Genomic DNA, 21,103 nt, shown 5'->3' with positions numbered 1-21,103 from the left:
GCAATGCCTGTCCAAAACGCACCTGCCCCTCAAGCCGCGGTTGCAGAGCCCTGGATGGCGCGCCCGGCGCCGCAGGGGCAGCCCTGGCAATCGCCGGTGGCCGAAACCAACAAGGCGCCGTCGCTTGAGCCGATCGACCTGCCCCCGGCCATCGAGCAGGGCGTCGACATGATCTACATTGACGAGGAGCTCGTCCCGAAGGCCGTTCACGACGGCGGTCCGGCGACGGACATGAACTTTGCTGCGTGGAGCGGGGCGCCGGTCGACATGTTCGAGTCCGTCAACCCGATCTATACGGATTTGCGGCGAGGTCTCGTCCGGTACCAGCAACGTTGGGGCAATCTGCCGGACGTGCCGGTCCCCGCCGGCCCGACGCTCAAGACCGGAATGACCGGCGATCGCGTCGCGGCCATGCGCGCCAGGCTAGGTCTTCCGGCAGGCGACAAGTTTGACGCAGCTCTCGCTGCCCAGGTCAAGGAGTTCCAATCGGTACACGGCTTGAAAGCCGACGGGATCGCTGGTGCTGGAACGATTGAAGCGCTCAATCGCGGGGCGCAATATTACGAGCAACTGATCATCATAAATATGGAGCGCGCGCGGCGGCTTCCTGCGCCCGAAGAGCAGCGCAAATATGCCGTGGTCGATGCCGGCAATGCTCGCCTTTCGCTGTGGGAGAATGGACGGAAGGTCGACGAGATGAAAGTTGTCGTTGGCAAGTCGGAAACCGCCACGCCAATGATGGCTGCGTACATCAAGTACGCCAGCGTAAACCCCTATTGGAATGTACCGCCCGAACTGGTCCGGAGCCTCATCGCGCCGCGTGTGGCGGCGCAAGGCGTGAGCTACCTGACCGATCGTGAGTATCAGGTTCTCACGGACTACACGGAAAATGCGCAAACGATCGATCCGCACACTGTGGATTGGCGCGCGGTCGTCGCCGGACAGCAGCAAGTGCGCCTACGCCGCCTCCCCAGCCCGGCAAATTCGATGGGCATGATGAAGTTCATGCTGCCCAACTACTTCGGCATCTATCTTCATGACTCCCCGGAGAAGGAGCATTTTACCAAGAACGAACTGTGGATCAGCAACGGCTGTGTTCGGGTCGAGGACTACAAGCGTTTTGCCAAGTGGTTGTTCAACGGTTCGGTACCGCAAGGACAGAATCCGAAGGTCGAGCAGGAAGTGGATTTGCCGAAGCCGGTTCCGGTCTACATGACGTATCTGACCGCGCAGCCAACGGCATCAGGCATTCAGTTCATGCCTGACCCCTATGGCCGTGACGCTCACTTGATGGAGCGCTTCGGAACGCAGCTGACCGCCGCAGTTCGCGGCCTCCACTGAGAATGAGGAAGGCGACGCCGCGTTAAGCGGCGTCGTCTGCTTTGTCCTTGGCGGCGTAGACGCGGACCGGATCCTTTCGTCCCTCGACCACCTCACCATCGACATGCACTTCGTCGACGCCGTCCATCGACGGAAGGTCGAACATCGTGTCGAGCAAGATGCCCTCGAGGATCGAGCGCAATCCGCGTGCACCGGTTTTCCGCTCAATGGCCTTCACGGCGATCGAATGGAGCGCGTCGTCGGTAAACTCCAGCTGGACATCTTCCATGTCGAACAGCTTGGCGTACTGCTTCACCAGTGCATTCTTTGGCTCAACCAGGATCTTAACGAGCGCAGCTTCGTCGAGGTCGAGTAGAGTCGCGATCACCGGCAGACGGCCGACGAATTCGGGAATCAGGCCGAACTTCAGCAAATCCTCGGGCTCGCAATGCTTGAGGATCTCACCGGTCTTGCGCTCGTCGGGGGCAGCGACATGCGCGCCGAAGCCCATCGACTTGCCCTGCATGCGGTCAGAGATGATCTTATCGAGGCCGGCGAAAGCGCCACCGCAAATGAACAGGATGTTCGTTGTGTCGACCTGCAAGAACTCCTGCTGCGGGTGCTTACGACCACCTTGCGGCGGGACGCTTGCAGTCGTGCCTTCCATCAGCTTGAGCAGCGCCTGCTGCACGCCCTCACCCGACACGTCACGTGTGATCGACGGGTTATCAGACTTGCGACTAATCTTGTCGATTTCGTCGATGTAAACGATGCCGCGCTGCGCCTTTTCGACATTGTAATCGGAGGCCTGGAGCAGCTTCAAGATAATGTTTTCGACGTCCTCACCGACGTAGCCGGCTTCCGTCAGCGTGGTTGCGTCCGCCATCGTGAATGGCACGTCGAGAATGCGCGCCAGCGTTTGCGCCAGCAGCGTCTTGCCGCAGCCCGTCGGGCCTATCAGCAGGATGTTCGACTTGGCGAGCTCAACTTCGTTGCCGGCCTTGGCGCCATGCGACAGGCGCTTGTAATGGTTGTGCACCGCGACCGAGAGCACGCGCTTCGCGCGAGCCTGCCCAATCACATAGTCGTCCAGAACCTTGCAGATCTCCAGCGGGGTCGGAACGCCGTCGCGCGTCTTGACCAGCGCCGACTTGGATTCCTCGCGGATGATATCGTTGCACAGTTCCACGCACTCATCGCAGATGAACACGGTCGGGCCGGCGATCAGCTTCCGGACTTCGTGCTGAGACTTGCCGCAGAAGGAGCAATAAAGGGTGCTCTTGCTGTCGCCGCCTGAAAGCTTGGTCATTCGTTGTCCTGCATCTCGGTCGCGAACGACCGTCCTCTATTGGGCATGCTAGCCCGCTTTATGGCACAATCAACACCGCTAGGGGGTTAACGTATCCCCGCCCCGGATTGGCCCTTTAGAATCAAGAATATGGATGCGCCGCCCCGGCGTAGCAAGGCCCTTCACCAGCCTGTAGTCACTAGGCCGATCTCAAGACGGCGTCTCGAGCTGAGCGCATCGCGTTCTGAAAATCCAGCCGAGCATAAATGCTGTTGTGTCCCGCGTTCTTGATCGTCTGATCAAAGACGACTTTAACCGCGGCCTTGCGCAAGGCGTCAGTCCGATCGGTCGGTACCAATTCATCCCGGTCGGCCGCGATGATCGCAACCGGGGCGTTGCCTGCCTGCAACGGCGTCGCTGCATCGATTTCGTGGTGAAAGAAGGGACTGATCGGCAGCCAAGGATACATTGCCTGCGCCACCGCCTTCAGCGAGTCGAAGGGCGTCACCAGGATGATTCCGTCGAGTTTCCGCTGCGAGGAGAGCTGCGCGGCGACGCCAGTGCCGATGCTGAATCCCACCGCGATCACGCGGCTCGGAGAAACCCGCTCCATCGCCGCATCGAAGATCAGCGGAGCGTCGGCAACGAGCGCATCGCTGGAGGGAGAACCGGTGGAAGGGGCATAGCCACGATAGTGGAAAGCCACGACCTCGTCGTCAGGGAAAACTCCATGCAGATACTCGGCCACATCCTGACCGTTCCAGCCATTTCCGCCAAACCCGAGAATCAGAGTTTTTTGCTTACCGGGATGATCAGCGGGCAGGTAAACGCCTTGAAGCGTGGCTCCCTGTGTCTTCACCGTTAGCCGTTCGGCTCCCGCAGGCAGCGGGCCGGCCCGCGGAACCGCATGGACCGGAAAAATCAGATGACTTTGGAAATCGATCATTGTTGGAGGCCGGTCGGGTGCGGCCTACTCAGCCGGCGACGGCAGCCTCGATAGCGGGCGTGACACGATCCACGGTATACGGCTTCTCGATCACCGGCGCATTGTCGAACTCGGGCGGCGGGGGATCGACGTGACCGCCGGTGGCAATAACGAAGGGCACATTACGTTCGCGAAGCTTGGTCGCGACCGGCCAGACGTTCTCGCCCTTCAGGTTCACGTCCAGGATCGCGAGATCGAAGCCGCCCTTTTCCACTTCCGCCAGCGCGCACTGCACGGTGTCGCAGGTCCCGCTGACCTTGTGGCCGAGCGAATCCAGAAAATCTTCGAGCATCATTGCGATGAGCGGCTCATCTTCAACGATCAGGATGGAATGCTGTGGCCCCGACATATTCCCTTGGCATACTGCCCACAGAACAAAGCGCAAATACCTATTTAGGCATCACGGCCCGGCGAGCTGCTTCCGCGAGGTCGGTGACCGAGAAGGGCTTAGGCAAGAAATTGACGTTCTCGATGTCGATCGATTTGCGCAGCTGCTCCTCGGCATAGCCGGACATAAAAAGGATTTTAAGGTCAGGCCGGCTCTGTCGCGCCTCGCGCACCATGGTGGGCCCATCCATGCCCGGCATCACGACGTCGCTGATCAAAAGATCGATAGGCTCATTTCGTGCCAGGATTTCCAGCGCATCCTCGCCATTGTCCGCGGTGATGACATTGTAACCGTGCCGCGTCAGCGCGCGTTCGGCGACCCCGCGAACCATCGGCTCGTCCTCAACAAGCAGGACTGTCCCGCTTCCCCATAGCTCATCTTTCTTCGTTTTAGCCGGCTTGCGGCTCTTGGCCGCGCCAGCCTCCTCTCGATGAACAGGAAGATAAATGACGAATTGAGTCCATTCGCCCGGCTGCGAATCCGCAAAGATGAAACCACCGGACTGCTTGACGATGCCGTAGACGGTGGAGAGGCCGAGCCCTGTGCCCTTCCCCACTTCTTTTGTAGTAAAGAATGGCTCGAAGATCTTTCCGAGGACGTTCCGAGGAATTCCCGTTCCGCTATCGGTGACGGATAGCGCTGTATATTCGGCGATCGGCAGAATGTCCGAACCCAGTTCCGCAACCTGGTCTGCTTTGACCGCATAGGTTTGAATGGTCAGCGTTCCGCCGCCTTTCGGCGCCATCGCGTCGCGCGCATTGACCGCGAGATTGATGATAACCTGCTCCAGTTGACCAGGGTCTGCCCGGATAGAGCCTAGGCTGCGGCCGTGCTTGACGACCAATTGCACGGTCTCACCAAGCAGTCTCTTAAGCAGATGCGAAACTTCGGAAACGACGTCGGGCAACTGCAGGACTTGAGGCCGAAGCGTCTGCTGACGAGAGAAGGCCAGGAGCTGACGCGTCAAACCGGCCGCGCGGTTCGAATTGGATTTGATCTGCTGCAGATCGTCATAGTCGCTGTCGCCAGGCGTGTGCCGCATCAGCATCAGGTCGCAGTGGCCAATGATCGCGGTCAGAATGTTGTTGAAGTCGTGTGCGACACCGCCAGCCAACTGGCCGACCACCTGCATCTTCGTTGCCTGTGCCACCTGCCGCTTGAGCTTCGCCTCCTCGCTATTGTCCTTAAGCAATAGCATTACGGCGGCATCGCCTAACCCGCGTAGCCCGGCGATCGTCAACGCAACCGGCTCAGCCGTCTGCTGAGCGAGCCTGACGGCTAGATCGCCCGACATCGCGGGACCTCGCGCATTGCGTCGGACGGCATCCGCAACCGCTGCCTTGTCCTCTTTGACGACGAGATCGCCAGGATAGGCAGGCATCGGTCGTTCCCCGATCCCGGCCGCCTGACGAAAAGCGGCATTCATGGTGAGAAAGCGCCCGTCACGGTCGACCAACGCCAGCCCAATTGGCATGACATCGAGAAGCGCCTGGAGATTGGAAGATTGCGCGACCGACGCTTCATCGGTGGGATCGAACATCAGGAAGGTGCCCGCGCCCCCGTCCCCCTCGGGAAGGTGGACTGCCCGCACAGGCGGCCCATTTTCTCCGTCCGCGTCGAACCGCATTTGATGATCCGACCCGACGTCAATCAGATCTGACAAGCGGCGGCCGCGGACGCCTTCGCCTTTCTCACCCGCTCGTTCGTTGAATAGACTGTTGGTCGCGAGAATAACGCCGCCAGCATCGACGACGGCGCTCGCAATTCCAGCGGCAGCCAAGCGTTGGCCTGCCTCACCATCGATCCTTTTGACGGCTGTTGTCAGCGCATCCGGCGCAGCGGATTTGGGAAAATGCCAAATCAGAACGTCCTGAGTGGCGCCGCCTCTCTCGACTTCGACGGGCCGCAATCCGTCGTTTGTCCTGATCCCCGTGACACACCCCGCTCCATCCCGCCACGCCATGCTATGGGCGAGGTCCAGGCCGCGTTGCGAGTCCTCGTCGATGCCAAGTGAGCGCGGGACCTCAGTTCCGAACGCTTCCCGATATGCGACGTTAGCGATGAGCAAGGAACCGTCGCGATCGGTAAGCGCAATTGGCTCGTCACTCAGGCTCAGAGCCGTCCCTACCAGCGCGTAATCGGGAGCTTGTCTCGGAACGCATTCGAACGACCGAGCGTCGGCCTTTTTCAAATGCAATGCGGCGAGTATTGCCGGCGCCACCAATAGCGCGAGCAGCGACCAGAGAGAAAATCCTGCAAGCAGAACGACGGCGGCGGCACTAACGCCGGCGGCGACCAGCAACGCAGGCGCCAGCCATCGATCCCACCCATCGAGTGGCGTGGAATCGATGAAGGGCAGTTTTTGGTATAGCATCGCCGGCCGCATGTTAGCAGCCGTGGCGCAGCCTACCAGATGCGAACGCGGTCGGCCGGTGCAAGGTAGAGCTTTTGACCCGGCTTCACGTCGAACGCCTGGTACCACGGATCCATGTTGCGAACGACGCTCGCGCGCACCGGACACGGCGAGTGCGGGTCGGTCAGCAGTTGTTGCCGCAGAGCCGCTTCGCGCTGGTTGCAACGCCATACTTGCGCGAAGCCCAGGTAAAAGCGCTGATCCGCGGTGAGGCCATCAATCACTGGCGGCGCCTTGCCGTTCAGCGACGCGAGATACGCGTCATGGGCAATTGTCAGACCGGCGAGATCCGCGACATTTTCGCCCATCGTCAGCTTGCCGTTGACGTGCATGCCCGGCAGCGGCTCGTACGCGTTGATTTGCTGCTCATATTTGTCGAGCCGCGCGGTGAACTGCTTGCTGTCGCCCGGAGTCCACCAATCGATCAGATTGCCGTGCAAGTCGAATTTCGACCCCTGGTCGTCGAACTGGTGGCTCATCTCGTGACCGATCACGGCGCCGATTCCACCGTAATTCACCGCCGGATCGGCGTTCGGATCAAAAAACGGCGGCTGCAGAATCGCGGCCGGAAACACGATCTCGACCATTGTCGAATTCGAGTAGGCGTTGATGGTCATCGGGGTCATGCCCCATTCCCAGCGGCGGATCGGGCCGCCCAGCTTGCCGACTTGATAGGCATGCTCGAACTCGCGCGAACGCATCGCGTTGCCGAACGCATCGCCCGGCTTGATGACGAGCCCACTCATATTCCGCCATTGGGAGGGGTAGCCGATCTTCGGCGTGAAAGCGGCCAGCTTGGCATGCGCCTTGGCCTTGGTTTCCGTGCTCATCCAGTCGAGCTGGTCGAGCCGGCGGTCCATTGCTTTGATCAGGTTTTTGACCAGCTGATCAGCGGCGGCCTTCGTGGCCGGCGGAAAATATTCGGCGACGTAGAGTTTGCTGACGTCATCACCCAGTGCGCCGACCGTAAAGCTCACCCCGCGTTTCCACCGGACTTCCTGCTCGGGCGTTCCAGAGAGCATCGTCCCGAAGAAATTGAAATTTTCGCGGTCGAACTTTTGCGGCAGGACCGACGCATAAGCGTCGAAGGAGCGGATCATCAGCTGATCCTTGAGGACCTGGAGCGGCGCCTTGTTCAGCGCGGCCGCAATCCCGGTCACGGCGCTGGGCTGGGCAACAATGACATAAGGCGTCGAAGCTCCCTCGCCCTTCGCAAGGCCGGCAAAGTCGAAGCCGGGCGCCTGCTTGGCGAGCTCGGCCATCGTGAACTTGTTGTAGGTCTTGTTCGCATCGCGCGACTGGGCACGCGTCCAATGCGCCTGGGCTATCCCCGTTTCGAAGTCGAGCACAGCCTTCGCCCGCGCGGCCGCATCAGTCTCGCCGGCGAGCGTCAGGACGTTAGTAAGATGCTCGAGATATTTCGCCCGTGTCTCCGTGAGCTTCGGGTCGCTCGACAGGTAATAATCACGGTCGGGCATGCCGAGGCCGCCTTGCGACATGTTCAGCGTGTAGCGATCGCTCGCCTTGCGATCCTGGCCGACGAACAGTCGGAACGGGATGTTGACCCCGATCCGGTCAGCTTTCGCATACAGAGTGGCGAGCCCAGCGTTGGACTTCGTCGCCTTGATCTGATTCAGCCATGGTTGGATCGGCGCGAGGCCTTTCGCTTCGATCGCGGCTTGATCCATGAAGGCCGCGTAAGCGTTACCGATCCGGCTATTCGGATCTTTCGACTGCGCATCGATGATCGCTTTGGTCCGGGTCTTCGACAGGTCGTCGAGAACATTGAACATGCCGTAACGCGACTTGTCGGCCGGGATCGGGTTATTCTTGAGCCAAGTGCCGTTGGCGTAATCGAAAAAGTCGTCGCCGGGGCTAACGCTACGATCCATCCCCGCCGCGTCGAAACCGAAGCTACCATATTGCGGGCGCACCGTTGCAGTGGAAGCGCCCGCGACATTTGCCGAAGAGCCCGCTTGGGCAAGGGCCAAGCTCGCGCTTCCCGCGATAGCCGTCGATGCAAGAACGAACGCAAACTTCCGAATCATTGGATTCCCCTCTCAGGCACCTATCGTTGGACAAGGTGCCGGGATCGGCGAGAAGGTCAATGCCAATCGCTCGCTCAGCGCCAGAGAGTGCCGTTCAGCCTCTTGTACGCCTCCGCTGCTGCCAACGATTACGGGACCAATACCGCCAGGTCAGCGAGGCAATTCCATATCCGACGATGGCTACTGCCACCGCAATCGTCAGCACGCCGAGCGCGATCGAGCTTGAAGCCTGATGGATCCAGAACAGCATCCGGCTCAGTTCACTTGAAAAATGTGCCGCTGCATGCGGGTCGACGATCGTCAGATCGTGGTGGAGTTCCCAAGATCCGACGCGATAGGCCGCGTAATATAAAGGCGGGATCGTCAGCGGATTGACGACAAGGGTGAATGCGGCCGCAATTGCGATATTCGCCCGCGTGGGAATCGCCAGAATGGCCGCAATTGCCGTGTGCATCACCGGAATGATGACCGCGACGAACAAACCGAGCGCCACTGCCCGTGGCACCGACCGGCGGTTCATGCGCCATAAGGAGTTGTGCGTCAGGTAGGGCGCGAACGGACGAAGCAGACGGTATCGGTGGATGGAATCGCGCGTCGGGATGTGACGCGTGATCCACTGGAACCGAGGTGCGCGGCTGATCTCAGCCACGGGACTTGAGCAGCCGCTGCTGCTCCCGCTTCCAGTCACGTTCCTTCATCGTATCGCGCTTGTCGTGCACCTTCTTGCCTCGGGCCAGCGCCAGCTCAACCTTCGCCCGGCCCGCGCCGTTAAAATAGATCGAAAGCGGGACCAGCGTTAGACCCTGGCGCGTCACCGCACCGTTGAGTTTTGCTATCTCACGACCCTTGAGCAACAGTTTACGCGGCCGTCGCGGCTCGTGGTTCAAGCGGTTCCCATGGCTGTATTCAGGAATGTGGCTGTTAATCAGCCAGATCTCGTCTCCTTCCGCGGTCGCGTAGCTTTCTGCGATGGAGCCCTCGCCGTGCCGAAGCGACTTCACCTCGGTTCCGGCAAGCTGAATACCGGCCTCGTAACGGTCTTCGACGAAATAATCGAAGCGCGCGCGCCGGTTCTCAGCGACGACCTTTTGCTTGTCGAACGGTTGGGGGAGCGCCTTGGCCATACTGACTAAATGAGGCCTGCATGCTCCAGCGCCAAGTCCACGGCACGGCGGGACGCGTCCGATGGCTCAGTCAGCGGCAGTCGAAGTGCCATGGGAAAGCCGGCTCGCACCCGTGTCAGCGCATATTTCGTCGGTCCGGGCGACGCGTCGGAAAACAGGGCTGCGTGCAGAGGATATAGGCGATCCTGGAGCGCAAGCGCATCGCCCCAACGCCCTTCAAGGGTTGCCCTCTGGAAGTCCGCGCACAACCGCGGCGCAACGTTGGCAGTCACCGAGATACAACCCACCCCGCCCATGGCATTGAAGCCCAAGGCCATGTCGTCATTGCCCGACAACTGAATGAATTCCGTTCCGCACGCGAGGCGCTGCGCAGTTACCCGTGCAAGATTGCCGGTCGCATCCTTGATGGCCGTAATTTTCGGATGCTTGGCAACTTCCGCCAGCGCTTCGACCGAGATGTCCGCGACCGTACGCGACGGGACGTTGTACACGACAATCGGCAGAGACGACGCCTCGGCGATCGCCGAAAAGTGCGCGACCAGCCCAACCTGGCTTGGCTTGTTATAGTAAGGCACCACGACCAAGGCAGCGTCCGCGCCGACTTCAGCGGCGGTTTTAACCAGATCGATCGCGACAGCCGTTGAATAACTGCCGCATCCCGCGATGACCGGCACCCGGCCCTTCGCCGTTTCAACCGCGATGCTGACGACCTCGCGGTGCTCCTCGCGGGTCAGGGTCGCAGTCTCTCCTGTCGTGCCGCAGGGCACCAGCCCATTCGAACCCTCCGCGATCTGCCATTCGACGAAATCACGGAATAGCGCTCCATCGACTCGTCCTGCCGCAAATGGCGTTACCAGCGCGGGTATCGAGCCAGAAAACATGCTTTTTCTTTCACTTAGGGCCGCTGAATTGAGCGGCCGGCCGGCGTTCACGGTCTGATAAGGAGGGGGAAGCCAAGATGTCCAGCATGTGGCGAGTAGCGGCCATCTTCCCGGTCATGCTGGCGATGACGCCAGGCAGCAGCTCTGCACAATATGCGAGCCCCACCTACGTATCCGCGCCAGCTTATGCGCCGACGGTCGCTTCTTCGATTCAAACTTGGCGAACACTGAGGCAAAGCAGCGGCTATCGCTTCTCCGATTATGCGAATTTCCTGATCGCCAATCCTGATTGGCCCGACGAAAGCCGGATGCGCGGCTGGGCCGAGAAAGCGATGCAGCCCGGCGAGAATGCGGCAACGGTCATCGCCTTCTTCGCGAGCGATAAGCCGCGCACGGGCAACGGTTGGGCACGCCTCGCCGAGGCCTTATCGTCAACCGCGCAGGCGGGGCCCGCCCTGGACGCCGCTCGGCAGGCCTGGCGTTCCCCGGACCTCAGCGCGACCGACGAGCAGGCGATCTGGGCCCGCTTCGGCGGCAATTTCACGCGCGCGGACAATGACAACCGGGTCGACGAGCTGCTGTTCGCCAAGAAGCCGGACGCGGCTCTCCGCTACCTGACGGCCACAAGTCCGGAGCGCCAGGCGGCATTCGGTGCTCGCATCGCCATGCAGCAAAATGCGGCTGACGCCGATGCCAGGTACGCCGCCGTGATCGGCAGCGTGACTCAGGACGCTGGATTGATGATGGACCGCGCGCGTTGGCTGCGGGCCAACAATTTCAGCGCGGCGGCCCAGCAACTCGCGGCACGCGATCACCAGTTTACGCTCAAGCCTGCCGACCCAGAGCGTTTCTACGACATGCTGATCCAGCTCGCCGGCGACGCCGTTGCGGATCGCAATTGGCAAACCGCATACAACATCGCGAGCCAGATCGATGACGCGCTTCCGGCCGGCGCTGACATGGCCAAGCAGCCCTTGGGTGTCCGCGACGATTACACGACGCTGGCCTGGCTTGCCGGGACTGTTGCGCTGGACCGGATGAATCGGCCTTCAAGCGCTGTTGCGATGTTCGATCGTTACGCCCGCGGCGGCCGGTCGCTCCAAGTGAGCACGAAGGGGAACTATTGGGCGGGTCGGGCCTCGCTTGGCGCAGGTCGCTATGCCGAAGCGAACGCGTACTTTGCTCGCGCCGCGGCCTATCCGGAACTTTTCTACGGGCAACTCGCGCTCGAACGCCTTGGGCGATCCGTCACTCCTCCCCCTGCCGCACTCCCGCAATATGTGACGACGCAGCTGCAACGAACCGCCTTCAATAGCCGGCGTCTCGTGCAAGCGATCCGCCTGCTTCAGAACAGTGCCAATGAACAAGCACTGTTCGTGCGGGCACTCGCCGAATCGCTCGAAAACGATACCGACCGGAACCTTGCGGTCGATCTTGGCCAGCAGATTGGCCGGCAGGACATTGCAGTCTGGACGGCGCGGATGGCGCGGGTGAAGGGCTCGGCATTTTACGTCCGGCAAGCCTACCCGATCCTCCCCGGCAACGTCTCCGGCGAGCTTTGGTCGTTGGCCCATGGCATCAGCCGGCAGGAAAGCTCGTTCGATCCCTACGTCACGAGCCACGCTGGCGCGCGCGGGATGATGCAGTTGATGACGGGTACGGCCCGCGAACAGGCCGGCAAGATGGGCATCGCCTATGACGGGTATCGGCTTATCAGCGACCCGGCCTATAATGTCTCGATCGGCGCATCCTATTTCCAGCGAATGCTGAACATCTGGAACGGCAACGTCCCGCTGGCAGTCGCAAGCTACAATGCCGGGTCCGGCAACGCAGGCAAATGGGTCCGCCAGTACGGCGATCCCCGCAGCCAAGTCGACGTGCTCAAGTGGATCGAGGCAATCCCATTCTCGGAAACGCGGGCCTACGTGCAGCGCGTCATCGAGAATAGCGTCGTCTACGACTCGATGCGGCCGCAGCAGCCACAACAATCGGCGATGCACGTCTCGCGCTATCTTGGGAAAGACCGCCCTGGCTGATAGGCGGAGGCGTGGTTGACCGCTTTATCACGCCCGAAGGCATGGCGCGCATACGCGCGGAATATCAGGATTTATTTAGCACCGAGCGGCCGAAGATCGTCGAGGTTGTTTCATGGGCAGCTTCGCTGGGCGATCGCTCTGAAAATGCGGATTACCTATACGGCAAGAAGCGGCTTCGGGAGATCGATCGCCGTCTCGGCTATCTATCGAAAGTCATGAAAGCGGCGAAGGTCGTCGACCCGGCCCGTCAGCCTTCTCGCGACCAGATCCGGTTCGGTGCGACCATCGACCTCGCCGACGAAGACGACAACCGCCGCACTCTGACTATTGTTGGTGACGACGAAAGCGACGCTTCCGCGGGGCGGATCGGCTGGAGCGCCCCCCTTGCCCGTGCCTTCGTTGGCGCTCGCGTTGGCGACGAGCGCACTGTCCGCCTCCCCGGCGGCGAAAAATCTTATGAAGTGCTAGAGATTCGGTATCCAGGCTAAGCGACGCGGGGTGGCGAAACCAACTTGGGAGGTTCCGCGGGCATGGCTTTAGTCCAGGCCTCCGCAACGACTTCCAATGTCGCCAACGCAGCCCGATCCTCATCGTCTCCGTCAATGGTCCGCCACGGCGACCAGCGCGTGTCCGTATTGGCCCGCAGTTCTGCCAAAGCATGCTGATAAGCCGGATCGTCGGCACGGATGAAATCGTCAGCCGCAGCACGCGTTCGCCACGGGCTTTGCCGTCGTTTCGCTAGACGACGCTCCTGCACGTCCGCGCTGACGTCGAAGTACAGCTTGACCAGCAGCGTTCCATAATCGCGCTGCTGCGCTTCGAATTCGTTAATCTCGTCGAATACGCGCGGCACCGAATCGCCGGCCGTCCGACCGAGCACGCGGTCTTCCAACGCCCGGCGATACCAGCTGCGGAAGAACACGGCGGTGTTGCCCGCCGGCGGTAGCTGACGCCAGAACCGCGCAAGCCAGTGACCTTCAGTCGCCTCCCGCCGATCAAAGCCGGTGGCATGCACGCTGAGGTGGCATGGATCGAATGCGCGAACCAATAGGCGCAGCGCGTGCTTCTTCGAGGCGCCTTCCGGGCCTTCCAGAACGACGATAGCCCGGCGGCCATGCGCGATTTGCGGCAATTGCCGCTCCGCTATGCATGCGCAAAGCGCGTCAAGCTCGCCCCTGGCGTCACTACCGCCGCTGCCGGCAAAGCGGGAATGGGTCTCGACCATTGCCGCTGAAGTTACCGCAATCTATCGCGCTTACAACGGGGTCGAAACGACACCCATCAGCTGTCGGCGACGACCTTAATGCTCAGCTCCTTGAGCTGCTTCGGCGTCACGGCCGCTGGCGCATTCATCATCAGATCTTCCGCTTTCTGATTCATCGGGAAGAGGATGACCTCACGGATGTTCGGCTCGTCGGCGATCAGCATGACGATGCGGTCGATGCCCGGTGCCGATCCGCCGTGCGGCGGCGCGCCGAACTTGAAGGCGTTAATCATGCCCGCGAAGTTCGTGTCGACCTCTTCCTTCGTGTAGCCGGCAATCTCGAACGCCTTGTACATGATGTCCGGACGGTGGTTCCGGATTGCGCCGGAGCTCAGCTCCACGCCGTTGCAGACGATGTCATACTGCCACGCGAGGATTTCGAGCGGATCCTTGGTCTCCAGCGCCTCCATCTCGCCCTGCGGCATGGAGAAGGGGTTGTGGCTGAAATCGATCTTCTTCTGGTCGTCATTGTACTCGAACATCGGGAAATCGACGATCCAGCAGAAGCGGAATGTCCCCTGTTCGATCAACCCAAGCTGCTCGCCGACCCGGGTGCGTGCGAGACCCGCCAGCTTTGCCGCTTCCTCTTCCTTGCCGGCGGCAAAGAAAATGCCGTCGTCCGGGCCGAGACCCATGGTGTCGGCCAGTCGGTTCATGCCCTCTTCGCCGTGGTTTTTAGCAATCGGACCGCCCCACTCGCCGCCCTTGCGCGTGGCGTAACCTAAGCCCGCAAAGCCCTCGCCCCGAGCCCATTCGTTCATGTCGTCGAAGAACTTGCGGCTCTTCTCCGCCGTACCGGGAGCCGGAATGGCGCGAACGACGGCGCCCTTCTCGACCAACCCCGAAAACAGGCCGAAGCCCGAGCCCTTAAACTGCTCGCCGACGTCGCTGATCAACAACGGGTTGCGCAGGTCCGGCTTGTCACTGCCGTATTTTAGCAGCGCTTCCTTATAAGGAATGCGAGGATAGTCGCCTGCGGCAGTGACTTTCCGCCCATCCGCGAATTCCTCGAAAACGCCCGAAAGCACCGGCTCGATCGCGTTGAACACGTCGTCCTGCGTGACGAAACTCATTTCAAAATCGAGCTGATAGAACTCGCCCGGCGAGCGATCCGCGCGGGCATCCTCGTCACGGAAGCAGGGCGCGATCTGGAAATAGCGGTCGAAGCCAGCGACCATGATCAGTTGCTTGAACATCTGCGGCGCCTGGGGAAGCGCGTAGAATTTGCCCGGGTGGACGCGGCTCGGCACCAGATAATCGCGCGCGCCCTCTGGCGAGCTGGCGGTCAGGATCGGCGTCTGGAACTCGGTGAAGCCCTGATCGATCATCCGGCGACGGATCGAGCTGATGACCTTCGACCGCAGGACGATGTTCGAATGAACTTGCTCCCGGCGCAGGTCGAGGTAACGATATTTGAGGCGGATTTCCTCCGGATATTCCTGGTCACCGAAGACCGGCATCGGCAGCTCCGCCGCGGCGGATTGAACCGTCACGCTGCCAGCCCGAACTTCGATCTCGCCGGTCGGGAGGTTCGCGTTCACCGTTTCCTTGGACCGGGCAACGACCTCCCCTTCCACCGTCACCACCGATTCCACGCGAAGGCGGTCCAGCGTGGCAAATGCCGCCGAGTCCGTATCGGTGACGATCTGCGTGATCCCGTAATGGTCGCGCAGGTCGATAAACAGCAGGTGCCCGTGATCGCGCTTGCGGTGGACCCAGCCCGACAGCCGGACGGTCTCACCGACATTTGCGGCGCGCAGTTCAGCGCAATTGTGCGAACGATAGGCGTGCATGATGAATTAAGCCTGCTTCCAAGCGAAAAATTGTGGAGAAAAGCGCGCGCCGCGCTTCACTGGCACGAAGCTTTTTGTCAACCCGGCAGGCGCCCGCTAAAGGCCGCCCAAGACTCATGCGTATCCATCCTCTGATTACCAAATCCGACGACCTCAACGCTCTCGTCGACCGCCTCTCCGCCCACAACTTCATCGCCGTGGACACTGAGTTCATGCGCGAAAATACCTATTGGCCTGACCTTTGCCTGATCCAGGTCGCAAGTCCCGAGGAAGCTGCAGCGATCGATCCCAAGGCGGATCTCGACCTGCAGCCTTTGCTCGACTTGTTCGTCACGAACGATGAAGTCCTCAAAGTATTTCACGCCGGCGGGCAGGACTTGGAGATCATTCACAACTTGACCGGCAAAGTACCGTTGCCACTCTTCGATACGCAGATCGCGGCGATGGCCCTCGGGCATGGCGAGCAGATCGGCTATTCGAATCTGATCGAGAGTCTGCTCGGTCACAGCCTCGACAAAGGTGCGCGGTTTACCGACTGGAGCCGGCGTCCGCTCGACAAGCGCCAGATCGACTACGCCATCGCTGACGTCACCCATCTCGCGACCGTCTTTCCACGCATGGTGGAAAAGCTGCGCAAGACCGGGCGCGGGGCTTGGCTGGACGAGGAGATGGACCGTCTTGCCGATCCGTCGAGCTTCGCATTCGCCCCGGAGGACGCCTGGAAGCGCCTCAAGCTGCCCTCTCGAAACCCGGCGGTGCTAGGGCGTTTGAAGGCCTTGGCGGCATGGCGGGAAACCGAGGCCCGCTCTAAAAATCTTCCTCGCGGCAGGATCATCAAGGACGATACGCTCAACGAGATCGTCCTCCACCCGCCGAAAAATCAGGATGATTTGGGGCGCGTCCGCGGCCTTTCCGCCGGCTGGCGTACTAATGACATCGGCGCTCGTTTGATGAGCGCGATCCAGGCCGGGAAGCCGCTCGATCAGGAGGACATGCCCGACCGCGAACCGCGCCGTCCGGGCCTGACCAAGGACGGCGTGCTGGTGAGCGACCTCCTCAAGCTCCTCCTCAAGATCCGCGCCAAAGAGACGGGCGTCGCTGCCCGCCTCATCGCCCGCTCGGATGATCTGGAAGCCTTGGCAGCGGGTGTGCGCAAAAACCTGAATATCCTGGCGGGCTGGCGCTACGAACAGTTTGGCAAGGATGCCCTCGATCTGGTCGAAGGCCGCCTCGCTTTCGCGATCGAGAACGGCAAGCTCAAGATGAGCCGCGTCGTCCAGCAAGAGGCGGTGGATGCGTAAGTTCGCGGCCGTCGGCGCGGTGTTTCTGGCGGGGTGCTCGACGGTCTCCACGAACGCTAGCTCGAACGCTGTGTGCGATGCGATGGGAGCGGACCGGTTTGTCGGTCAGGCAGGAACGAGCGAAACGGGAGCGGCCATCCTCGCCGCGACCCATTCTTCCACGCTGCGCTGGGCAAGGCCCGGCATGATGATGACCATGGAGTTCAATGGGAGCCGCGTTACCGTCAGGCTCGGCCCCGACGGCCGGATCGCCGCAATTCACTGCGGCTAGGCCGCCTCTCCAATCATGCGCGCGTCGAGCAATGCGCGCCGGATCGTCGGCAGCGAAAGCCGCGCGCGCTCGGCAATAGCGTAGCGATCGACCGTCTCGACCGCGCGCTCGGCTGTCCAATAGTCCCGATGCAACCGTTCGCTCATGAAGCGAAGCGCGTCGGCCGGAATGTGAAGTCCGCGGTCGGCGAAATGAAGCTGGATCAGTGCCGCGAAGAGCGCATCGTCAGGATGAAGAATTGTGACAACCGGCGTTACCGCGAGGCGCGTTTTCAGGTCGGGCAATCGCGGCGTCCAGGCGGGCGGCGCCTGGTCGGCGATCATAACGAGAGGACGACCGCTCTCCTGGGCCTGGTTCCAGGCGTGAAACAGTTCTTCCTCATCACGGCTGTCCGCTTCGTCGAAGAGACGGCCGCCGACGCGCTCTACGAAGCTGCGCCCAAGCAAGGTACGGCCTGATCTCCGCGGTCCGGTCAGGATGGTTGCCTTGACGGGCCACATGCTGAGTTTGCGGAAATGATCGAAGGCATCGCGATTGGCATCGCTAACGATAAACCGCGCATCGCCATCACTTTGCGGCCAGTCGAGCGGGAGCGCGATCTGGTCCGCGCCCTGCTTCACCGATCGGCTCCGCTCTGATTGCTCGTGGCTGCTTGTGCCGGCGGCGTCGCCTGCGGTTGCACCGGCGGCGGCGGTAAAGCCGGGGGCTTGTCCGCGTTCGAATGGATGCGGATAACCGTGCCGGCAGTTTCAACGACCCAGCCGCGCCCGGCCAATGCGCTCGCCAATGACGCGATATTGCCCTTGTAATTCACCAGGATGTAGCTGGTGCCACCGGGGTTGATCTGTTGCGGCGTCGCCGATTCCACGCCGGCCATCGTCCGCAAATGCGCCATGGCGAAATTGTAGATGGTGACGTTTTTCCCGGTCACCTGGATCTGCACCGCCGTCGAGGCCGCCACCTGGACCACCGGCTTTTCCTCGACAATTGGCGGAAGCACTGGCGGCGGGGGCAGGTTGAGGGAAGGGTCTCGCGACAGCTGACCAGCGACGAGTGCCTTCGTGTAGATGGCGTCGATCCTGCGCGTGCCTTCGGCCATCATCGCGGGGATGCCCTCGCTATTTTGCGCAGTCAGCGTGAAGCCGCCAATGATTTCGTTGTCAGGGCCATGGCGAGCGATGAAGCGACCACGCGCGGGCCCGCCCGGATACAGTCGCTGGAGCTGGACCTCGGCGATCAGGATGTCCGACGCGCCGTACATGTCGACCAGATTACGCCACCATCCCCGGCCCGGCCGCGTCGTCTGGGCGGCATTCACCAGCAACGGGTCCGAACCCATTCCGCTGACGCGAACGTAATTGACCGGGCTTCCCCCGGTCCGGAATTGCGCCCAAGCGCGCTGCCAGGCATTGCGCAATTCCACGCTAGTCACCGTTCCCGCGGTCACGATCATCGGGATCAGCAGCATCGGCTCTGAGCGCTGCACGGCGCTTCCCTCAACCCCAAGATATTGCGCCGCAAGCGAGCGATCGAATTGAACGCCAAGGTCCGCGATATATCGGCCGGGGCCGATCTGTTCGCGCTCCACGTTGATCGAGCTGACGATCTGATCGAGTGCCCCGTCCGGCAAATTGGGCGCCTGGCCGATCGGCGCGTTGTGCATCTTCGCCCACAGCGCCTTGAAGCCTTGCCGCTGGGCCATTCGCCATCCCGCGTAGCGCGCGCTGTCGGCATCCGCGCCGCTGGCGTCGACATGAATGCCGCCAATCTCGAGCGTATTGGAGCTGTCGAGAGGCAGGATGCCGCGATCAGCCGTCTCGAGCTGCGCATAGATCGCGGCCGACGCAGTGAGCGCCGCGGCAACCAACAGCGATGCAAGGACGGGGCGGCGAAGCATTCGGGCGTCTTTTGGCGATAACGGCGTGGAAATCCAAGCGGCTTGTCTTTAGTGCCGCCGAAGAATGACGACCAAACCGCTGACCTACGCCGAGGCAGGCGTTTCGATCGACGCCGGTAATGCACTGGTAAAAGCGATTGGACCCCTCGCCCGCTCGACCGCCCGCCCGGGCGCAGGTGCGGAACTCGGCGGCTTCGGTGGCTTCTTCGATCTCAAAGCGGCGGGTTACGAGGATCCTTTGCTGGTCGCCGCAAACGACGGCGTAGGCACGAAGCTGAAATTGGCGATCGAGACGGGTCGACATGAGGGCGTCGGCATCGATCTCGTCGCGATGTGCGCCAACGATCTCATCGTACAGGGCGCCGAGCCATTGTTCTTCCTGGACTATTACGCGACGGGAAAGCTCGACAACGACGTGGCCGCGCAAGTGGTCGCTTCGATTGCGGAAGGTTGCCGCCAGGCAGGCTGCGCATTGATTGGCGGCGAAACTGCCGAGATGCCCGGCATGTACGACGCCGGGGATTACGACCTTGCCGGCTTCTGCGTCGGCGCCGTCGATCGCGACAAGGTTCTCGACGGGAGCAAGATCGCTCCCGGGGATGTTATCATTGGCCTTGCGAGTTCGGGCGTGCACAGCAACGGCTTTTCACTCGTGCGAAGGATCATTGCCGACCGCCGGTGGAAGCTTGACGAGATATTGCCCTCGGCCGGCGGTCAGACACTTGCCGACTTGCTGCTGGCGCCAACGCGAATTTACGTGAGATCGCTCCTCCCGCCCGTCCAGGAAAAGGCGATCAAAGGGCTTGCCCATATCACGGGCGGCGGGCTTCTTGAAAACATTCCGCGCATTATGCCGGACGGTCGCCATGCTCGGGTGACGATGGATTGGCCGCTGCCGCCAGTTTTCGAGATGCTCCAGCAGGGGGGCAATCTCGCCAACGAGGAAATGGTCCGCACCTTCAACTGCGGCGTTGGGATGGCAGTAATCGTCGCCCCGGCGAATGTTGAGGCCGTAACCCTCCGTCTCGAAGCTGCCGGTGAACAGGTGATGCGCATTGGGGAGGTAGAAGCGGGCGAGCGGGGCTGCACCGTGAGCGGCCCGGGATGGAGCGCTACGCATAATGCCTGATCGCAGCCGCGTGGCGGTGCTGATCTCAGGCCGCGGTTCGAACATGGCCGCCTTGATCTACGCGTCCCGCGCCGCAAGCTGTCCTTACGAAATTGTGCTCGTCACCGGGGATCGGCCCGACGCGCCGGGGCTCACGCTTGCCGAAGCCGAAGACGTGCCTGTCGCCCGCCTACCGGCGCCCGCAAAGGGCAAAGACTTGTTCTTTGCCGCTCTTCAACAGACGCTCGAGGAAGCCCGCGTCGACTTGATCGCATTGGCCGGGTTCATGCGCATCCTTCCGGCCCATTTCGTCGCCAAATGGGCTGGCCGAATTATCAACATTCACCCTTCCCTGCTGCCGAAACACAAGGGGCTAAAGACCCACGCCGCCTGCATTGCGGCCGGCGATCGTGTGAGCGGCGCAACTGTCCATCTCGTGTCCGAGGAACTCGATTCCGGGGAAATCCTCGGGCAGGTGGAAGTCGCAGTGTTGCCTGACGACGATGATCAAGCCCTGGCCGACCGCGTACTGATCGCCGAGCACCAGCTTTATCCGCGCATACTCGCCGAATATGCGTCGCGGCCCTTCGACGCAGCGTGGATCGAACGGCAAGTCGACGGCCTCGCCCGACGGCTCCCCGAAGTCGGTCGCAAGACCAGTCACGGCTCGCCCGGCTGGTCTGCGGGCGGTGAGAAAGGAAAGCTCTTCGCCATTATCGCCGACCAACATCACGGCGAGGACGCGATTGGCCTGCTGATCAAGGCCAGTGGGCTGGACGAAATGACCGGCCTGATCGAAACCCAGCCCGACAAATATTACTGGCCCAAATATTACGGCGTGAGCGGATGGCTGGGGCTTAAGATGAACCGCCGGGACGTTGATTGGGGCGAGGTCGAGGATTGGCTAGAGCGCAGTTGGCGTGCCTGTGCCCCACATCGCCTCACCAAATTGATGCGCGCTGCGGAAGACTTCTAGGATCGAATGA

19 protein-coding genes are annotated in these 21,103 nt (G+C 61.6%); 7 read left to right on the top strand and 12 right to left on the bottom strand.

Annotation, left to right across the window (positions count from 1 at the left end; genetic code table 11):
- The first annotated feature begins 54 nt into the window (after positions 1–54).
- Entirely contained in the window at positions 55–1,341 is a 1,287-nt protein-coding gene (locus tag QU596_RS02115) for a L,D-transpeptidase family protein (RefSeq protein WP_308516792.1), read from the top strand.
- Positions 1,342–1,363: 22 nt separating this feature from the next.
- On the opposite strand, the gene clpX is transcribed toward QU596_RS02115, so the two are convergent.
- From clpX to dapA, 8 genes are all read right to left on the bottom strand, one after another.
- Positions 1,364–2,629: an ATP-dependent Clp protease ATP-binding subunit ClpX gene (gene clpX / locus QU596_RS02110; protein WP_308516791.1), complete on the bottom strand. Its 1,266-nt coding sequence runs from the start codon at positions 2,627–2,629 to the stop codon at positions 1,364–1,366.
- Between the two features lie 178 nt (positions 2,630–2,807).
- Entirely contained in the window at positions 2,808–3,554 is a 747-nt protein-coding gene (locus QU596_RS02105) for an alpha/beta hydrolase (RefSeq protein ID WP_308516789.1), read from the bottom strand.
- Positions 3,555–3,582: 28 nt separating this feature from the next.
- Positions 3,583–3,942, bottom strand: a complete 360-nt coding sequence (locus tag QU596_RS02100) for a response regulator (RefSeq protein ID WP_308516787.1) — start codon at positions 3,940–3,942, stop codon at positions 3,583–3,585.
- Between the two features lie 40 nt (positions 3,943–3,982).
- Positions 3,983–6,355, bottom strand: coding sequence for a response regulator (locus QU596_RS02095; protein ID WP_308516785.1), 2,373 nt, complete (start codon positions 6,353–6,355; stop codon positions 3,983–3,985).
- A 32-nt stretch (positions 6,356–6,387) separates the two neighbouring features.
- Positions 6,388–8,442, bottom strand: a complete 2,055-nt coding sequence (locus QU596_RS02090; RefSeq protein WP_308516784.1) for a M13 family metallopeptidase — start codon at positions 8,440–8,442, stop codon at positions 6,388–6,390.
- A gap of 94 nt (positions 8,443–8,536) precedes the next feature.
- Positions 8,537–9,091, bottom strand: a complete 555-nt coding sequence (locus tag QU596_RS02085; protein ID WP_308516782.1) for a DUF2062 domain-containing protein — start codon at positions 9,089–9,091, stop codon at positions 8,537–8,539.
- Positions 9,084–9,566, bottom strand: coding sequence for an SsrA-binding protein SmpB (gene smpB / locus QU596_RS02080; RefSeq protein ID WP_308516781.1), 483 nt, complete (start codon positions 9,564–9,566; stop codon positions 9,084–9,086). The genes QU596_RS02085 and smpB overlap by 8 nt, the downstream gene beginning before the upstream one ends.
- A 5-nt stretch (positions 9,567–9,571) precedes the next feature.
- A complete protein-coding gene (dapA, locus tag QU596_RS02075; protein ID WP_308516780.1) occupies positions 9,572–10,447 on the bottom strand; it encodes a 4-hydroxy-tetrahydrodipicolinate synthase in 876 nt (291 codons plus the stop codon).
- Positions 10,448–10,524: 77 nt separating this feature from the next.
- Here dapA and QU596_RS02070 point away from each other — a divergent pair, with 77 nt between their 5' ends.
- Both QU596_RS02070 and greB read left to right on the top strand, forming a co-directional pair.
- Positions 10,525–12,483 carry a lytic transglycosylase domain-containing protein gene (locus tag QU596_RS02070; RefSeq protein ID WP_308516778.1) on the top strand — a complete coding sequence of 653 codons (1,959 nt, stop codon included), beginning with the start codon at positions 10,525–10,527 and terminating at the stop codon, positions 12,481–12,483.
- Positions 12,484–12,524: 41 nt separating this feature from the next.
- Positions 12,525–12,971, top strand: a complete 447-nt coding sequence (gene greB / locus QU596_RS02065; RefSeq protein WP_420030952.1) for a transcription elongation factor GreB — start codon at positions 12,525–12,527, stop codon at positions 12,969–12,971.
- On the opposite strand, the gene QU596_RS02060 is transcribed toward greB, so the two are convergent.
- Together QU596_RS02060 and aspS are read right to left on the bottom strand one after the other, a co-directional pair.
- Entirely contained in the window at positions 12,968–13,708 is a 741-nt protein-coding gene (locus QU596_RS02060) for a polyphosphate kinase 2 family protein (RefSeq protein ID WP_308516774.1), read from the bottom strand. The two genes, greB and QU596_RS02060, sit on opposite strands and share 4 nt — an antisense overlap.
- A 56-nt stretch (positions 13,709–13,764) precedes the next feature.
- Positions 13,765–15,540 (bottom strand): aspartate--tRNA ligase, encoded by a 1,776-nt coding sequence (gene aspS / locus QU596_RS02055; protein ID WP_308516772.1) that lies wholly within the window; start codon positions 15,538–15,540, stop codon positions 13,765–13,767.
- Positions 15,541–15,656: 116 nt separating this feature from the next.
- Here aspS and rnd point away from each other — a divergent pair, with 116 nt between their 5' ends.
- Together rnd and QU596_RS02045 are read left to right on the top strand one after the other, a co-directional pair.
- A complete protein-coding gene (gene rnd, locus QU596_RS02050) occupies positions 15,657–16,841 on the top strand; it encodes a ribonuclease D (protein WP_308516771.1) in 1,185 nt (394 codons plus the stop codon).
- A complete protein-coding gene (locus tag QU596_RS02045) occupies positions 16,834–17,112 on the top strand; it encodes an I78 family peptidase inhibitor (protein WP_308516770.1) in 279 nt (92 codons plus the stop codon). The genes rnd and QU596_RS02045 overlap by 8 nt, the downstream gene beginning before the upstream one ends.
- On the opposite strand, the gene QU596_RS02040 is transcribed toward QU596_RS02045, so the two are convergent.
- Both QU596_RS02040 and QU596_RS02035 read right to left on the bottom strand, forming a co-directional pair.
- Positions 17,109–17,732, bottom strand: a complete 624-nt coding sequence (locus QU596_RS02040; protein WP_308516768.1) for an HdaA/DnaA family protein — start codon at positions 17,730–17,732, stop codon at positions 17,109–17,111. The genes QU596_RS02045 and QU596_RS02040 overlap by 4 nt on opposite strands.
- Positions 17,729–19,009 carry a heavy-metal-associated domain-containing protein gene (locus QU596_RS02035; RefSeq protein WP_308516767.1) on the bottom strand — a complete coding sequence of 427 codons (1,281 nt, stop codon included), beginning with the start codon at positions 19,007–19,009 and terminating at the stop codon, positions 17,729–17,731. Before QU596_RS02035 ends, QU596_RS02040 begins: the two co-directional genes overlap by 4 nt.
- A 64-nt stretch (positions 19,010–19,073) precedes the next feature.
- Here QU596_RS02035 and purM point away from each other — a divergent pair, with 64 nt between their 5' ends.
- Together purM and purN are read left to right on the top strand one after the other, a co-directional pair.
- Complete coding sequence (gene purM, locus QU596_RS02030; RefSeq protein ID WP_308516766.1) at positions 19,074–20,138, top strand: phosphoribosylformylglycinamidine cyclo-ligase; 1,065 nt, start codon at positions 19,074–19,076, stop codon at positions 20,136–20,138.
- Positions 20,131–21,093 (top strand): phosphoribosylglycinamide formyltransferase, encoded by a 963-nt coding sequence (gene purN / locus QU596_RS02025; protein WP_308516765.1) that lies wholly within the window; start codon positions 20,131–20,133, stop codon positions 21,091–21,093. Before purM ends, purN begins: the two co-directional genes overlap by 8 nt.
- Positions 21,094–21,103: the final 10 nt, after the last annotated feature.

Source organism: Sphingomonas flavescens, from assembly GCF_030866745.1.
Classification (GTDB): Bacteria; Pseudomonadota; Alphaproteobacteria; order Sphingomonadales; family Sphingomonadaceae; genus Sphingomicrobium; species Sphingomicrobium flavescens.
This window is presented reverse-complemented; position numbering and strand designations above follow the sequence as displayed.

Bases quoted from the DNA above. Each gene is read 5' to 3' on its own strand.
- aspS (WP_308516772.1), bottom strand. From the start codon at position 15,540: ATGCACGCCTATCGTTCGCACAATTGCGCTGAACTGCGCGCCGCAAAT.
- purN (WP_308516765.1), top strand. From the start codon at position 20,131: ATGCCTGATCGCAGCCGCGTGGCGGTGCTGATCTCAGGCCGCGGTTCG.
- QU596_RS02105 (WP_308516789.1), bottom strand. From the start codon at position 3,554: ATGATCGATTTCCAAAGTCATCTGATTTTTCCGGTCCATGCGGTTCCG.
- QU596_RS02095 (WP_308516785.1), bottom strand. From the start codon at position 6,355: ATGCTATACCAAAAACTGCCCTTCATCGATTCCACGCCACTCGATGGG.
- dapA (WP_308516780.1), bottom strand. From the start codon at position 10,447: ATGTTTTCTGGCTCGATACCCGCGCTGGTAACGCCATTTGCGGCAGGA.
- QU596_RS02100 (WP_308516787.1), bottom strand. From the start codon at position 3,942: ATGTCGGGGCCACAGCATTCCATCCTGATCGTTGAAGATGAGCCGCTC.
- clpX (WP_308516791.1), bottom strand. From the start codon at position 2,629: ATGACCAAGCTTTCAGGCGGCGACAGCAAGAGCACCCTTTATTGCTCC.
- QU596_RS02060 (WP_308516774.1), bottom strand. From the start codon at position 13,708: ATGGTCGAGACCCATTCCCGCTTTGCCGGCAGCGGCGGTAGTGACGCC.
- smpB (WP_308516781.1), bottom strand. From the start codon at position 9,566: ATGGCCAAGGCGCTCCCCCAACCGTTCGACAAGCAAAAGGTCGTCGCT.
- QU596_RS02115 (WP_308516792.1), top strand. From the start codon at position 55: ATGGCGCGCCCGGCGCCGCAGGGGCAGCCCTGGCAATCGCCGGTGGCC.
- QU596_RS02090 (WP_308516784.1), bottom strand. From the start codon at position 8,442: ATGATTCGGAAGTTTGCGTTCGTTCTTGCATCGACGGCTATCGCGGGA.
- QU596_RS02035 (WP_308516767.1), bottom strand. From the start codon at position 19,009: ATGCTTCGCCGCCCCGTCCTTGCATCGCTGTTGGTTGCCGCGGCGCTC.
- QU596_RS02070 (WP_308516778.1), top strand. From the start codon at position 10,525: ATGTCCAGCATGTGGCGAGTAGCGGCCATCTTCCCGGTCATGCTGGCG.
- rnd (WP_308516771.1), top strand. From the start codon at position 15,657: ATGCGTATCCATCCTCTGATTACCAAATCCGACGACCTCAACGCTCTC.
- purM (WP_308516766.1), top strand. From the start codon at position 19,074: ATGACGACCAAACCGCTGACCTACGCCGAGGCAGGCGTTTCGATCGAC.
- greB (WP_420030952.1), top strand. From the start codon at position 12,525: ATGGCGCGCATACGCGCGGAATATCAGGATTTATTTAGCACCGAGCGG.
- QU596_RS02045 (WP_308516770.1), top strand. From the start codon at position 16,834: ATGCGTAAGTTCGCGGCCGTCGGCGCGGTGTTTCTGGCGGGGTGCTCG.